The following is a 15,642-nucleotide window of genomic DNA, read 5'->3' as shown; positions in this document are numbered from 1 at the left end:
TCGCGGCCATGTTATTTGTTGGTGAGCGAGAGTACATCGGGGCGCGAAGCCGCCGGGTAGTCAATTGCCACCATGCCGCTCGTACCAGGCGCTGCTTGCTACTGCTTCGACCCCATAATTCGCCAATCCGCCACGCGAGATGCCGGAGGGCAGGGGCTTGGGTGATCGTCTAGGACAAAATCTTGTCAAAAAATTGCGTGATCGGTCAACAATTCTGTCAGCTGGTTTTGACAGATCATGTTCTGTTCTGACGTGAGCGGTCAGGTTTATGTGTCAAAGGACACGATCTCTCTGAAATCGTCGTGTGCTACCGATGGTGATCGTCGATTGCCGTCTGCTGCGCGAGTGGTGAGGGGGGCGTTTCGATTGTGCCGCCGCGAATCGCGCTTGTGGCTGGTCGGCGAACCGCTTCGCGCCGTCCACGACGACACTGCGCTCCTAATCGGGGCGGCGGGCTCGGTGGTCGATATTTGGATGGGTGACGTCGCTTCCGCCGATAGCGAGCGCTGACGATCGGTCAGCCATGCTTGGCGCATGCGAAGCGTTGGCTGCTTGAGTTATTCGCTACGCGTCGAGGTGTGGCATAACGCCTCAAATCTGACTGCGGGCCGCGCAAAAGATTTATCGGACGCGCTTCGGCGCTGGTTACGTTGAACCACCCGCCGCGCGGGCATGGATGGGCGCTGCTACGCGTTCAGGCTGACGCGTGAGTAATGCGCATCCGCAAACGACCACCCGCGGAAATGCCGCGGCCGGATCTCAGATCCGGTGGCCGTGTATCATATTCGGTTTGTCACGGGTCCGAAACGACTCGGCGTGGATCCGTGGATCGATCAGTGAAGGACGACGAAGCCGATCGCGATCGCCCAACACGCGGACGACATCGACAATAGTACCAAGGCGCCCTTTGCCTTGCGCGCGTCCCAGGTCGAGCTCAAATGCATCATCTCTCTCCAGCGGCGATTAGCGCCGTCTTGGTAAAAATGTTCTATTGTGAGACAAACATCAAGATATTTTTAGTCATAAAACCGTAACGGCGCTCGATTGTTCTCGCGCCTCGGCGGCACCCGAGTTCGGCACGCCTGCGGAACGGGCGAAAGACGGTTTCGTAGGCGGAAAAAACCGGCACGATATCTGGCTCGAAATCCGCGGTGCCGGGTACGCGAAAGGCCTCGCAATACCGGCGAGACAGTGCGAGCGGCGATATCGCGAGACGCATTTGAGCCACGCCTAAGACACGTTTCTTTCTATTCCGCGATGGGCAGGCGTCGGCGGCCCTTCGCGGTAACGCGACCCGACCACGTGCGTGGTCGGGTCGCCGCAGAGATCAGCGACCGACCGCGATGTATTTGAAGCCGGCGGTCTCGACGACCTCGCGCGGATAGATGTTGCGGAGGTCGATCAGGATCGGCTCCGACAGCAATGCCTTGACCCGCTTCAGATCGAGCGCGCGAAACGCGTCCCATTCGGTCACGATCACGAGCGCATCGGCGCCTTCGATCGTCGCATAGGTGTCGGTCTTGAAATCGACGTTCTGGAGCAGCTTGGCAGCCTGTTCCATGCCCTCGGGGTCATAGGCCTGGACGCGCGCGCCGGCGTCCTGGAGCAGCTGGATCACCGCAATGGCGGGGCTGTCGCGCATGTCGTCGGTATTCGGCTTGAACGTCAACCCGAGCACTGCGACGGTCTTGCCGCGGACGTCCTCGCCCATCGCGGCGATGACCTTGCGGCCCATCGCGCGCTTGCGGTTCTCGTTCACCGCGACCACCGCCTCGACGATCCGCTGCGGCGCTTCGTAGTCCTGGCTGGTCTTGAGCAGGGCGAGCGTGTCCTTGGGGAAGCACGAGCCGCCATAGCCCGGCCCTGCATTGAGGAACTTCGACCCGATCCGCTTGTCCAGGCCGATGCCGCGCGCGACCTCCTGGACGTCGGCACCGACCTTCTCGCACAGGTCGGCTATCTCGTTGATGAACGTGATCTTGGTCGCGAGGAACGCGTTGCCGGCGTATTTGGTCAACTCGGCACCGCGCCGCGACATCTCGATCACCGGCGAGCTGTTGAGGCTGAGCGGGCGATAGATTTCGCGCATCACTGCCATCGCACGCTCGTCATGGCCGCCGATGACGACTCGGTCGGGGCGTTTGAAGTCGTCGATAGCGGCGCCCTCGCGGAGGAATTCGGGGTTGGAGACGACCGCGAATTCCGCGTCCGGGTTGTTCTCGCGCAGGATCCGCTCGACCTCGTCGCCGGTGCCGACCGGGACGGTCGACTTGGTGATGACGACGGTGAAGCCGCTCACCGCGGTCGCGACTTCGGCAGCAGCGGCAAAGACATAGCCGAGATCGGCATGGCCATCGCCGCGCCGCGACGGCGTGCCGACCGCGATGAAGACCGCTTCGGCACCCTTGACGCCTTCGGTCAGGTCGGTGGTGAAGCCGAGGCGACCCGCCTTGACGTTGGTCTCGACCAATGCCTGGAGGCCTGGCTCGAAGATCGGGATGCGACCCGCGTGCAATGCATCGATCTTGCTCTCGTCCTTGTCGACGCAAATGACGTCATGACCGAAGTCGGCGAAGCAAGCCCCCGACACGAGTCCGACATATCCCGTTCCGATTACTGCGATCCGCATGGTCGTTTACTCACATCTTGCGAAGCCCGCGCAGGCACGGGCAATCTATGCTGCAAGGCAGCGTTTATACAGTGCTGGTGCCGCGTCTGGGCGATTTTGGCAAGTGGCGCACAGGGTTCCGTCGTCCCCACGGCGCTGTTCGACGCGTTGCTGCAGCGCGAAACGTTTTTGTAAATATAATACGGTTAATCGGAATTTAACGGCCTTGCTTAGGGTTGGTTGCAGGACTTTCTGCGATTGCACGAGTGACGTCATGGAGATGCAAACCGTGCCCACCACACCCGCTTCCGCTACATCCTTCCTGTCCACGCTGGGCGTCAACGCTCATTCCGGGAACGCCAACAACGCGTACGGCAATGCGAGCTTGACGATCAACAGCCTGAATTATCTCGGTATCGGCACCGTGCGCGACACGTTGCCCGGGTCCGGGATCGGTAACGCCGTCGTCAACGCGATGGCGGCGGCGGGCGTCAAATTCGACTTCGTCACGTCGTCGGCGCTGCCCGCGACGGGCGCGTCGGGGTTGGCGAGCTATGTCGCGACGCTTGCGGATTTCCAGACGCGGCATGCCGGCAGCATCGTCGCGGTCGAGGGATTGAACGAGGTCAACACGCAGCCGTTCAGCTATAACGGCAGCGGTTCGCTGGCGGCGGCGGTCGATTACCAGAAGGCGCTGTATACCGCGGTCAAGGGCAGCACCGGCCTGTCCGGCGTGTCGGTCATCAATCTGTCGGTCGCGCTGGAAAGCCCGTCGGCCTATGCGGCGATCGGCGATCTCGGCGCGTATTCCGATTTTGCCAACGCGCATGCCTATACCGCGTCGGGCAGCACCTCCGACAAGGTCATGGAAGCGTCGATGGCGCGCGCGGGCGCGGCGTCGAAGGGCGACAAGGTGGTCATCACCGAAACCGGTTATACCACGTTGTCGAGCGACCCCGGCCTCGGTGTCAACGAAAGCGCGCAGGCCAAGCTGACGGTCAATGCGCTGCTCACCGCGTTCGAGAACGGATCGAGCCAGACGTTCCTGTACGAACTGTTCGATAGCAGCCTCGATCCGAGCGGTGCGGAAAAGGAATTCCACTTCGGCCTGTTCAACGCGGACGGGACGCCCAAGATGGCGGCGACCGCGGTCCACAACCTGACCAGCCTGCTGTCCTATGTTGATGCCGGCACCGGCACGGCGGCGTCTGCCGCGACCGCCTATTCGCTGGGTGGCATGCCCGCGGACGGCCATTCGCTGACGCTGACCAAGGCCAATGGTGCCTATGACATCCTGCTGTGGCGCGACGCCAATCTGTGGAACACCGCGACCCAGTCCGAAACGACGCTGGCGGCGAAGACCGTGACGGTCGACCTCGGCGGCCTGCAGAAGACGGTCTATGTCTATGATCCGCTGAAGGGCAGCACGCCGATCGCGACCTATACCAACGTCAGCCAGATCACGCTGGCGGTCGGCGATCACGCGCTGGTCGTCGAAGTGGGGTCGAAATCGGCCTATACCGATACGGCGACGGCGGTTCCGGCGGCGTTGAGCACGACCGCCGACGGCCTCGTTGCGCAGATCGACAAGCTGGCGGCGTCGACCGGGCTGCAGACGATCGCGTTGAGCGACAGCGCGGTGCTGAGCGTCGCGTCGGTGTCGACGATGCGGTACATGATCGCAAACTACGGTGCCACGCTTGCGAAGGTGTCGGGCGGCTATTCGTTCCTGGTCACGCAGACCGGCGATGGCTGGAAGGAAGACCAGTCGTTCGACGCGAAGGGCGTCCTCGTGTCGACCGCCGACTACGGCTATGTCGGCGGTGTCGTCTCGAACATCCACACCGAATTCGCGGGTGGCGTGGTCAGCGATCAGAGCTTCACCACCGGCAAGCTGTCGGCGACGATCGTCAACGATCCGAAACTCGGTCGCACGGTCACGAGCTACGACATCACCACCGGCAAGCCGACGACGATGACCGTCACCAACATCGACGGCAGCAGCGCGGCGACGGTGTACAAGAACGGGATCGTCTCCACCTACACGGCGATCGCGGCGAACGGCGCCAGAATCACTGACACCTTCGATGCCAACGGCGCGCGGGTCAGCGAAGTGCAGGTCGACACCGGCAACGTGTGGACGACGTTGCAATATGACGCGAACGGCGCGGTCGCGCGCAAGTTCGTCCAGCGCCCGGACGGCAGCAGCGAGAGCTATGGCTATAATCTGACCGGCCTCGCCTATGTAACCGAGCATCAGGTGATGAACGCCAAGGGCGTGGTGACGCTGGTCGAACGGTCGCGCGCCGACGGCACGCTGGTGACCACCGCACAGGTCCTGGCCGATGGCGGCAAGGTCTCGAGCAGCTTCGGACCCAAGGGTCAGTTGCTGACCAGGGTCACGAATGCGGCGGACGGCACGATGACCTCGCTCACCTACGACGCGACCACGGCCAAGCTGGCGTCCAGCGTCGTGCAGACCTCGGCCGGCGCGACGACGACGATCAACTATGTCGCAGGTGTGATGTCCGATCGCACGCTGGTCCGCGCCGATGCCAGCCGTACGGCCGAAACCTTCGACACGACCGGGATGAAGACGCGGCAGGTCGATGTCGACACCGCCAAGACCTACACCACGCAGGTCTTCGACGCGACGACCGGCAAGCCGCAGCGCACCTATGTGCAATATGCCGACGGTCGCAGCATCGTCACCAGCTACAACGTCACCGGCAAATCCTACGTTACCGAGACGCAGACCACCGACAAGGCGGGCAAGGTTGTGTCGGTCGTGCGCAGCCATGCCGACGGCACGCCCGATTATACCGACTCGTACGCGAGCGACGGCGTCCGGACGACGATCGCCTACGACGCCACCGGGCACCGGCTCAACCAGACCATCACCGCGGTCAGCGGCGCGCGGGTGATCACGACCTACGATACGGCGACCGGCGGACTGAAGAGCCGCATCGAACAGGCCGCTAACGGCGCGATCATCAGCAACCAGACCTACAGCGGCGGTGGTTTGGCGAACGAGGAGGTCGCGAGCGATCAGGGCAAGGTCAGCTACACCTATAACAGCGCGGGCGCGAAGCTCTCGCAGGTGCAGACCGCCACCGACGGCACCAAGACCACGACGCTGTACGACGCGACGACGGGGGCGGTCACGAAGGTCTATCTGGCCAATCCGGACGGCAGCAGCGAAACCCGCGCCTATGGCCTGACCGGGCTCGCCTGGACGACGGAAGTCCAGGTCGCCGACGCGGCGGGCAAGCTGGTGTCGCTCACCCGCAGCGGAGACGGCGGACGGCTGGTGTCGACCGATATCGTCCAGGGCACCTCGCGGGTGACGACCGCCTACGATTCGCAGGGACGCCGCCAGACCGAGACGACGGCGACGGGCGACGTGACCAAGGACGGCACGCGGACGATACTGACCTATGATCCGGCGAGCGCGACATTGGTGTCTCGCGTGTTTCAGTCGGCGGCCGGTGGGACGGTCACGACCAGCTTCAAGGCCGGGATCGTCGCACAGATCGTCTCGGTCCTGCCCGACGGCAGCCGTTCGACGATGACCTATGACGCCGCCGGCAAGAAGACCAACGAAGTGACGGTCGATGCCGCCGGGACCTGGACCACGACGGTGCTCGACGCCACGGGTGCGGCGTCGAGGCGCTATATCCAGAACGCCGACGGCAGCGGCGAAACGCAGCTGTTCGGTATCACCGACCAGGCCTGGACCACCCAGCGCAGCGTGTTCGACGCCAAGGGCAAGGTCACGCTGGTGGTGCGCAGCCACGCCGATGGCAGCGCGGCGTATCAGGAGGCGAATGCCGCCGACGGATCGCGTCTGCTGCAGACCTACGACGCGACCGGCAAGCTCGTTCAGTCGGTGACGATCGCGGTCGGTGGCGAAACGCATACGCAACAGTTCGATGCGACCACCGGGTTGATCACGCGCGATATCGGCCAGCTGGTCAATGGCGACGTCGCGACCTCGCTCTACACCGACGGGAAACTCGCAAGCCGTCGTACGCAACTCGCGGCGGGCGGCAGGATCGTCGAGGCGTACAACACCGACGGATCGCGCACCGCGGACACCTATACCGCTGCGGGACTGCGCACGACGGCCGTCGTCGTCGATGCGGCGGGCACCTGGAGCACGACCCTGTATGACGCGGCCGGCAAGCAGACGAGCAACTTCGTCGAACGCGCCGACGGCACCGCCGAGAACACGTTGTATAACCTCACGGGCAAATCCTACGTCACGCAGACGCAGCAGGTCGATGCGAAGGGCGCGGTCGTTTCGGTCGTGCGCACGCATGGCGACGGCACGCTCGACTACACCGAAACGCGCGATCCCGACGGCACCCGCACGCTGACCTATTACGATGCGAAGGGGCGGAAGACGCAGGCTGCGACGGTCAGTGGGAACACGACGCAGACCAGCGAGTACGACGCGGCGACCGGCAATTTGCTGACTCGCACCGAACAGGGCGGGGGGATCACGCACAGCCGCGGGTTCGACTCCGCCGGGCTGCTCACCAAGGACGTCACCGTCACCGCGACGGGCCAGTGGACGACCCTGCTGTACGATCAGTCGGGGGCGGTTACGCGCCGCTATGTGACGGCGCCGGACGGCTCGGCGGTCAACACCGTCTACATGCCCGCAGGCTCCGACTATGCGGTTGGCGTGATCAAGACCGATGCGACCGGCAAGACGATCTCGGTCGATCGCACCCGCGCCGATGGCAGCCGCGCCTATGCCGAGGTGAGCGACACGACCGGCCAGACGCAGCAATATTTCGACATCGCCGGCCGCGAGCAGGGCAAGGTCGTGACCGACGCCAGCGGGCGCACGACGATGACCTTCGATACCGCGAAGGATCAGCTCTACACGAGCAAGACCGAGCTGGCCGGCGGGGGCAGCATCGCCCGCAGCTATACCGCGGGCGTCATGACCGGGCGTACGACGACCACTGTCGCGGGCGTGGCGACGACCGAGAGCTTCGCTACCGCGGGCCACGCGATCGCCGATGTCCGCAGCGCGGCAAGTGGCTATGACGCGATCCTGGTCGGCGGTGCGGGCGGGGTGACCGGCTCGGTGGCGGACGAACTGTTGCTCGTCGACCGCAGCGGCGCGACCGTCGCGGGCGGGGGTGGCAACGATCGCTTCCTCGTCACGCTCGGGACCTCGGCGACGATCGCGGACTTCGGTGCGGGCCACGACCTGCTCGATCTCTCGGCGTTCGCCAAGTCGGGGTATCAGCCGATGATGGAGATCTCGGGCAGCGACCTGACCGTGAAATACGATCAGGGCGCGACGATCACGCTGACCGGGGCGGCGGCACACAAGCTCGTCCAGACCTCGGCGAGCAGTGGGGTTTACGCCTTCGGCTGACGCTTTGCGGCGCGCGTACCGGTTTAAGCGGTGAAGCGCGCCGCACCGCAACATCCGATTAGGATTTAGGGCTTAACCATAAACAACACCGAATCGGTTTTGTGGAAGATGTTATGACCCCAGTCCGTATTCCCGCCGCCCTTGCGCCGGCCGGCCGTGTTCCTGCTGCGGGCCGGCCTGGCGCATGAAGTATCAGGCGATCCAGGACGATAGCGGGCTGGTCGCGCTGACCGCGCTGCTCGCGATCCACCGCATTGCGGTAGATTCCGATCAGTTGCGGCACGGCCTCGGCCATTTCCATTCGCTCGACGCCGATGCGCTTGTCCGGCTGGCGGGGGGCATCGACGGTGTCCGTGCAAAGACGCGGACCGCCAAGCCCGAGGATCTCGCTCGCCTGCCGCTGCCGGCGCTGGCGGATGGGCCCGAGGGCTGGTTCCTGATCGGCCGGATGCAGGGTGAGGAGGTGCTGATCCAGCGCGCGCACCAGCCGGTCGAAAAGATCGACCTCGCGACGCTCGCGACCCTTTGGTCGGGCACGCTCGTGCTGGTCACCACGCGCGAGAGCGCGGCGCTGGCGAGCAAGGGGTTCGACTTCTCGTGGTTCATCCCGCAGATCGTCCGCTATCGCCGGCTGATCGGCGAGGTCCTGCTGATCACGCTGGCGCTCAACCTGCTCGGGCTCGCCGCGCCGTTGTTCTTCCAGAGCGTGGTCGACAAGGTGCTGGTCCACGGCACGCTGTCGACGTTGTCGGTGCTGACGATCGGTTTCGTCGCGGTGTCGTTCTGGGAGACCGCGTTCGGCTGGCTGCGCACGCGCCTGTATTCGGAAACGAGCCAGAAGATCGACGTCGAGCTCGGCGCGCGGCTGTTCCGCCATCTGCTGCGGCTGCCGCTGAGCTATTTCGAATCGCGCCGTGTCGGCGACACCGCGATGCGGGTCCGCCAGCTTGAGACGATCCGCGAATTCCTCACCAACGCCTCGCTGACGGTGCTGATCGATCCGGTGTTCGCGGTCGTCTTCCTCGCGGTGATGGCGCTGTATTCGATCAAGCTGTTCTTCGTCGCGGTGCTCGCGATCCCCGCCTATCTCGCGGTCGCGCTGCTGGTGACCGGCCCGTTGCGCAGCCGCCTCGACGACAAGTTCGAGCGCGGTGCGGCCAACAACGCGCTGCTGGTCGAGAGCATCGCCGGGATTCAGACGGTCAAGGCCGCCGCGGTCGAGCCGCAGTGGCAGGACGCGTGGGAGCGCCGTCTCGCCGGCTATTCCGCCGCCAACCAGCGCGTCATCGACCTCGGCAACACCGGCAACAACGCGATCCAGCTGATCTCCAAGCTCAACATGGCGGCGATCCTGTATTTCGGCGCGCAAGCGGTGATCGCGCACGACCTGACGGTCGGCGGGCTGGTCGCGTTCAACATGTTCGCGCAGCGCGTCTCGGGGCCTGTGATCCGCATGGCGCAGCTGTGGCAGGAGTTCCAGCAGGTCCGGATCGCGGTCGAGCGGCTCGGCGACGTCCTCAACCACCGCGTCGAGCCGGGTGCCGGCAGCCAGACCGCGCTGCCCGCGATCCGTGGCAGCGTCACGTTCGAGAATGTCCGCTTCCGCTATGCCGAGGACGGTCCGTGGACGCTCGACGACATCGACCTGGTCGTCCCCGCCGGCTCGACGCTCGGCATCGTCGGCTCGTCGGGGTCGGGCAAGTCGACGCTGACCAAACTGCTCCAGCGGCTCTACGTCCCCGCCAACGGCCGCGTGCTGGTCGACGGCGTCGACGTCGCGCAGATCGATCCGGCATGGCTCCGCCGCCAGATCGGCGTGGTGCTGCAGGAGAACGTGCTGTTCAACCGCACGGTACGCGAGAACATCGCGCTCGCCAACCCAGCGCTGCCGATCGACAAGGTCATGGCCGCCGCCGAGATGGCGGGCGCGCACGAGTTCATCAGCCGGATGCCGCAGGGCTATGACACGATGATCGAGGAGCGCGGCGCCAATCTGTCGGGCGGCCAGCGCCAGCGGCTCGCGATCGCCCGCGCGCTCGTCACGCAGCCGCGCATCCTGATCTTCGACGAGGCGACCTCCGCGCTCGACGCCGAGAGCGAGGAGATCATCCAGACCAACCTCAAGCAGATGGCGGTCGGCCGCACCGTCATCATCATCGCCCATCGCCTGTCCGCGATCCGTCAGTGCGACCGCATCGTCGCGCTCGAGAAGGGGCGCCTGGTCGAACAGGGCTCGCACGACGAGTTGCTCAGCCACGGCGGCCGCTACGCCGACCTCTACCGACGCCAGATGGGCGTCCTGTACGGAATCGCCTCATGACCGCGCTCACCCACCATCTGTCGCTCGTCCGTCGCGCCTGGATCGAGGATCGCGCCACCCGCCGCGACCGTCGCATTCCGCTCGAGACCGCGTTCCTGCCCGCGGCGCTCGAGGTGATCGAGCGCCCGGTGTCGCCGACCGCGCGGATCACCGCGTGGCTGCTGCTCGGCGGGATGGCGGCGAGTGGGCTGTGGCTGACGCTCGGCCATGTCGATATCGTCGCGACCGCGGAAGGGCGGACGATTCCCGCCGACAGCGTCAAGCTGGTCCAGTCGGTCAGCGGCGGTCTGGTTCGGCGGATCTGGGTGCATGACGGCGACGTCGTCAAGCGCGGCCAGCCGCTGGTCGATCTCGATCCAACGCTGTCGTCGGCCGACGAAGCGCAGGCGCGCCAAGCGCTGCTCACCGCCGAGATCGACGTCGCGCGCAACGCCGCGATCGTCGACGGGCTGAGCGGCGGGCGCGGCGTGTTCGTCGCTCCGCCCGGCACGCCCGCCGACGTGCTCGACACGCAGCGCCGGCTGGTCGCGGCGCAACTCGGCAGCGCCCGCGCCGCCGACGCCGGGCTCGCCGCCGCACGTCGCTCCGCGCTTGCCGATGCGGCCGGGGCGGGGGACCAGATGCGCGCGCTCGACGCCAACCGTCCGCTGATGGAACGCCAGGTCAAGGCGATCGAGACGCTGGCGGCGCGCGGCTATGCCAGTGGCCTGCGCGTGCTCGACATGCAGCGCCAGCGGCACAGCGAGATGGGCAGCCGCGACGTCGCCGCGCAACAGCGCACGCGGGGGCTGTCGGAGGCGCAGCGGTTCGGCGAGGAACTCAACCATTCGCGTGAAACGGCGCGGCAGACCGCGCTCGGCGATCTCGCCAAGGCGCAGTCGGATGCGATGCAGCGTCGCCAGGATCTCGCCAAGGCCAGCCAGCAGAGCCGGATGCAGCGGCTGGTCGCGCCGGTCGACGGCACCGTCCAGCAGCTCGCGATCCATACCGTCGGCGGCGTCGTCGAACCGGTCCGCGCGCTGATGGTGGTGGTGCCCGACGGCAAGCTGACCGTCGAGGCCAAGCTGCTCAACCGCGACGCAGGCTTCGTCCACGCCGGCCAGCCGGTCGCGCTCAAGCTCGAGGCGTATCCGTTCACGCGGTTCGGCACCGTGCCCGGCCGGATCGTCTCGGTCAGCCGCGACGCGGTGCAGGACGAGAAGGGGCCATCCTATTACATGGCGCGGATCGCGATGGACCAGCGCACGGTCACCGCGGACGGTCGGCCGATGACGCTGACCCCCGGCCTCGCGGTCACCGCGGACATCCGCACCGGCCGCCGCCGCCTGCTCGATTACATGCTCGATCCGGTGTCGCGCGATGTCTCCGAAGCGGCGCGAGAGCGGTAGGGGTGGGCGCATCCGCACCGGATGTGCCGCATCATCTTGCGCCGATGCTGCAAGATGACCTAGAGGGCCCGCGGCGCGATATCGCGGGCCAGGCCTCTTGGTCCATCGACCGAACGCGGGTTTCCCACAGTCCGTTTCGATCGACTTCGGATGCAACGGGCGAGGCGGATCGGAACGAATGCAGATGACGGATAAGCCCGGAACGGTAGTTCGGCGAGAGCGCGACGTCGCCGCCGATATCTTGCGCGGGTTGGCGATCGTGCTGGTCGTCTATGGCCATCACGCGCGTGGCGTCATGAAGAATCCCGATGCTTCGGCTATGCTGCGCGTGCTCCAGGCGATCGATTTCGCGATCTACACGACGCACATGCCGGTGTTCTTCCTGGTCGCCGGCTACAACGCGTTCTTCTCGATCCGCAAGGTCGCGGCCGGGCACTATCTCCGGTCGCGGGGATGGGCGATCATCTATCCCTATGTGTTGTGGTCCGCCCTGTTCTGGGCGAGCATGACGGCGGCGCGGCTGATCATCCACGTCAACGGCGATCTGCCTCTCGATGCGCTGCTGCATATCGCGACGCACCCGATCGGCATCTTCTGGTTCCTGTACGCGCTGCTGCTCATGCAATTGGCGGCCCTGCTGTTCGCCGGGCGCGCCACGGTCGCCGCCGGTGCTGCCGCGCTCGCGTTGCTGGCCTTCACGTTTCTGTCCGACGCGCCGCCGACCGACGTCGTGCCACAGATGATCGTCCACGCGCCGTATTTCGTGGCGGGCCTATGGCTGGCGCAGCATGGCCGCAAACTGATGCATCCGATCCGTTCGCGGATCGGCATCGCTGTCGCCGCGATCCTGTTCGTTGCGGCCGCGCTGGCCTTGTGGCGGCGAGGCGACGTCGTGGCGGTCAGCCTGTGGACGATCCCGGTGTCGATGCTGGGTCTGTCGCTGATGATGACGCTGGCCTGTGCGCTGGCACCCGCCGGGCGCGCCGCTCGTCATCTGGCATGGCTCGGAATGGTGTCGCTGCCGATCTACCTGATGCACGTCATCTTCCTGCCGACGGCGCCGCGGCTTCTCGCGACGCTGCACCTGCGCAGCGTTCCGCTCGATCTGGCGTTCGGCACGGCCGTCGGGCTGTATGTTCCGGTCGCCGTCTTCATGCTGGCCGAGCGGCTCGGCATGGCGGACTGGGCCGCGCTGACCGGCAAGTCGCCGTTCAAGCGGCACCGGCCGGCCCCGTCACCAATCAGGTAGAGACTGCGGCGTCGGCATCGGTTTCGGCCGAGCGGCGCGCGCGCCGCTGCCAGGGCTTGCCGCGCAGGAACATGTCCGAAAACGCATAGCCGATCGAGATCGTCGCGAACGACGGACCGTAGCACTGCACCGTGATCGTGTAGATGTTGAGGATGAAGATCATCACCAGCTTCGACCGGATCTTGGTGCGGAACGGCGCGATCGCCATGCCGACCATGAAGACCAGCCACGGAACCCCCATCATCAGGTACGTGCTGAGATAGAAATTATCGACCGGTACGGTGTATCCCGACATATCCGTATAGGCCATCGGATAGGAGAAGCAGCCGAGCCCGCAGCCGACGAACAGGCCGGCAGGAAAGAGATCCGACAGGTAGGTGAAGGGTAGCTGCCAGCTGTTGTTGATTCGGTCCTGGAGACTGAACAGCGACGAACTCATCTCGGACAGGTCGACGCCGCCGAGAACCGCGATCAGCACGAACGGAATCGGCACGCACAGGAACGACCATTTGGCGAGGTTGCGCTCGATGTCGTATTTCTTCAACGAGGGCATCAGGATCTCGGTAGCGAGATAATAGAGCGCGAAGCACACCGCGACCAGCATCGCCGACCGGCTGGTGCTGATATGGATCGCCCAGTAGATCACCGGCCACAACGCCAGATTGAGCCATTTGGGAATCCGGTGGAACAGCATCAGATACGGAAAGACGACCATGTACGCGGCCATCGTGCTGTCGCCGGCCAGCCCGCCGTACCGCACGACGCCGTCGATCCACCAGACCCGGCCGACTTCCTTGCTGTTGCCGAAATTCTCGAACTCCGCGCCCGTCCAGGGATAATCGAAATAGGGCGCGGCGATCAGGCCGACGATCGAGGCGATCATCAGCCCGATCATCATATACCGCACGAACTTGTACTGCGTGATGTCGCTGCCGCAGAGCGCCAGACCGACGTAGAACGGAAAGAACAGCTTGAGCGACGAGATCAGCGCAAACGGCGATTCGGACATGAAGATATAGCCGACCATCGCCGCAGTGATCGTGTTCAGGACCAGCAGAATGGCGAAGGGCGAGCGGTCTCGAAACGCGATATGCCAAGCGAAATAGCCGAAGGCGCCGATCGAGAGCAGGTCGGGGATGAACCACAGCGGCGACAGATGCGTCAGCGCCAGCGCCCAGCGCAGCACCGCGGTCAGCGTATCGCGAAACGCGAACATCAGGAACAGACCGGCCAGCAGCTTGTTGGCCAGTTCCTGGTTCATGCTCGTCGACCAGTTCCGCTGGACCGTCGTCCGGGCGGGAAATGCATCGATCGTGGTAGCCATCAGCGAGTTTCCGGTTCTTCAGTGACGATGACGCCGGCGCGGCCGGGCGCGGGCTGGCCGTCGCCCATACCAGTGCTGCCGAAGCGACTCCAGCGGCGGTTGAGAAAGGCGAGCATCGGCTTTTCGATGAAGCGGTGGACGATCACGGCGCCGATCACCGCGCCGACGAACACGAGCGGCAGCAGCAGTTCCGGTGCGCGGTCCAGGATGCCGAGCTTCTGCGCGATGACCTGGGCCAGCTTGATCGCGATCGGATGCGACAGGTACAACGCGTAGGACGCGTCGCCACCCGCGACCAGCAGACGGGTCAGGCCGGTGGGGGCGACCTGGCGTCCGCCGACCGGCTCCAGCCCGAGCACGGCCGCTGCCATGATCAGCGTGGCGGGGATACCGCCGGTGACGATCCGGCCGATCGTGTCGTAGGCGTCGGTCTGATACCCGATCACCGCGAGCACCAGCGCGAACGGGATTGTCGCGAGCGCGATCGGGCGGGGGATGCGGACGCCCTTCAGGAACAGGTGCGCGAGCCCGATCCCCGCGAGGAACTCACCGGTCAGCGGATAGCCCCAGAAATGCAGCATCCGCCAGTCGGCCGGGGCAAGATGCGCGACGGCCATCAGCCCGAGGATCGCGGCGACGATGATCGCGATGCCGGTGGCGCGGCGGAACGGCAGCGCGACCGCGAACACCGCGTAGAACATCATTTCGTAGTTCAGCGTCCAGCCCAGCGTGAACACCGGAAAACAATAGTCGCCGCACACCGGCCCCGGCAGGAACAGGTACGAGAACACGATGTTCAGCGCGCCCGGCCGCGGCGCGCCGGTCGCGACCAGTACGGCCAGCGCAAGCGTGGTGAAAACCCAGTAGAGCGGCGCGACCCGGATCAGACGGCGGCGCAGGAAGTCAGCGGCGGCGCCTGCCTTCCCGAACCGGTCGTGCATCATGTAGTACATCACGAAGCCCGAGATCACGAAGAAGACGTCGACCCCCAGTCCCCAGTCGAGCGGAACGAAGCTCCAGTATCCGGCGCGTGCGCCGAGATGATCGACCAGCGCGTGCTGGCTATGCCCGCAGAGTACGAGAAAGGCCGCTAGGAAACGCAGGATCTGGAGGCTGTCTATCCGGCCTAGACGCATCGGGAAAACCTTAGGTTGGGAATCTACTCACTGCTGAATGCACTCTGCAACGTCAATTGCGGAAAATTACGGTGCGGTGCAGCACGCCCCGAAACGAGGCAGGTCGGCCGCCCGAACCGATCGTTTTTCGCGGTCCGCCGGTCGCGAGTAGGGTCGGGTGGGATCGGCGTGGGTGGACGTGCGGGACCGAAATCGCCTAGTGGCATGCTGTAGTGCAGT

At 65.3% G+C, this 15,642-nt stretch carries 7 protein-coding genes; 4 read left to right on the top strand and 3 right to left on the bottom strand.

Going from position 1 to position 15,642, the window contains the following annotated elements; translation table 11 throughout:
- Positions 1-1,327: 1,327 nt before the first annotated feature.
- Positions 1,328-2,629, bottom strand: a complete 1,302-nt coding sequence (locus tag C8J43_RS03460) for a UDP-glucose/GDP-mannose dehydrogenase family protein (RefSeq protein WP_121885787.1) — start codon at positions 2,627-2,629, stop codon at positions 1,328-1,330.
- 268 nt (positions 2,630-2,897) lie between these two features.
- Here C8J43_RS03460 and C8J43_RS03455 point away from each other — a divergent pair, with 268 nt between their 5' ends.
- From C8J43_RS03455 to C8J43_RS03440, 4 genes are all read left to right on the top strand, one after another.
- Entirely contained in the window at positions 2,898-8,006 is a 5,109-nt protein-coding gene (locus C8J43_RS03455; RefSeq protein WP_133029720.1) for a hypothetical protein, read from the top strand.
- Positions 8,007-8,190: 184 nt separating this feature from the next.
- A complete protein-coding gene (locus C8J43_RS03450; protein ID WP_133029719.1) occupies positions 8,191-10,326 on the top strand; it encodes a type I secretion system permease/ATPase in 2,136 nt (711 codons plus the stop codon).
- Positions 10,323-11,714, top strand: coding sequence for an HlyD family type I secretion periplasmic adaptor subunit (locus tag C8J43_RS03445; protein ID WP_133029718.1), 1,392 nt, complete (start codon positions 10,323-10,325; stop codon positions 11,712-11,714). The genes C8J43_RS03450 and C8J43_RS03445 overlap by 4 nt, the downstream gene beginning before the upstream one ends.
- A gap of 184 nt (positions 11,715-11,898) precedes the next feature.
- The gene (locus C8J43_RS03440; protein WP_165899533.1) at positions 11,899-12,963 is read left to right on the top strand and encodes an acyltransferase; all 1,065 of its coding nucleotides are present in this window, start codon (positions 11,899-11,901) and stop codon (positions 12,961-12,963) included.
- Here C8J43_RS03440 and C8J43_RS03435 read toward each other — a convergent pair.
- Both C8J43_RS03435 and C8J43_RS03430 read right to left on the bottom strand, forming a co-directional pair.
- Positions 12,956-14,287: a hypothetical protein gene (locus C8J43_RS03435; RefSeq protein ID WP_133029716.1), complete on the bottom strand. Its 1,332-nt coding sequence runs from the start codon at positions 14,285-14,287 to the stop codon at positions 12,956-12,958. The genes C8J43_RS03440 and C8J43_RS03435 overlap by 8 nt on opposite strands.
- Positions 14,287-15,423: an acyltransferase gene (locus tag C8J43_RS03430; RefSeq protein WP_133029715.1), complete on the bottom strand. Its 1,137-nt coding sequence runs from the start codon at positions 15,421-15,423 to the stop codon at positions 14,287-14,289. The genes C8J43_RS03435 and C8J43_RS03430 overlap by 1 nt, the downstream gene beginning before the upstream one ends.
- Positions 15,424-15,642: the final 219 nt, after the last annotated feature.

Source organism: Sphingomonas sp. PP-CE-1G-424, from assembly GCF_004341085.1.
Lineage (GTDB): Bacteria > Pseudomonadota > Alphaproteobacteria > Sphingomonadales > Sphingomonadaceae > Sphingomonas.
This window is presented reverse-complemented; position numbering and strand designations above follow the sequence as displayed.

Coding starts and splice junctions, on each gene's coding strand:
- C8J43_RS03460 (WP_121885787.1), bottom strand. CDS start 2,629: ATGCGGATCGCAGTAATCGGAACGGGATATGTCGGACTCGTGTCGGGG.
- C8J43_RS03450 (WP_133029719.1), top strand. CDS start 8,191: ATGAAGTATCAGGCGATCCAGGACGATAGCGGGCTGGTCGCGCTGACC.
- C8J43_RS03445 (WP_133029718.1), top strand. CDS start 10,323: ATGACCGCGCTCACCCACCATCTGTCGCTCGTCCGTCGCGCCTGGATC.
- C8J43_RS03440 (WP_165899533.1), top strand. CDS start 11,899: ATGACGGATAAGCCCGGAACGGTAGTTCGGCGAGAGCGCGACGTCGCC.
- C8J43_RS03435 (WP_133029716.1), bottom strand. CDS start 14,287: ATGGCTACCACGATCGATGCATTTCCCGCCCGGACGACGGTCCAGCGG.
- C8J43_RS03430 (WP_133029715.1), bottom strand. CDS start 15,423: ATGCGTCTAGGCCGGATAGACAGCCTCCAGATCCTGCGTTTCCTAGCG.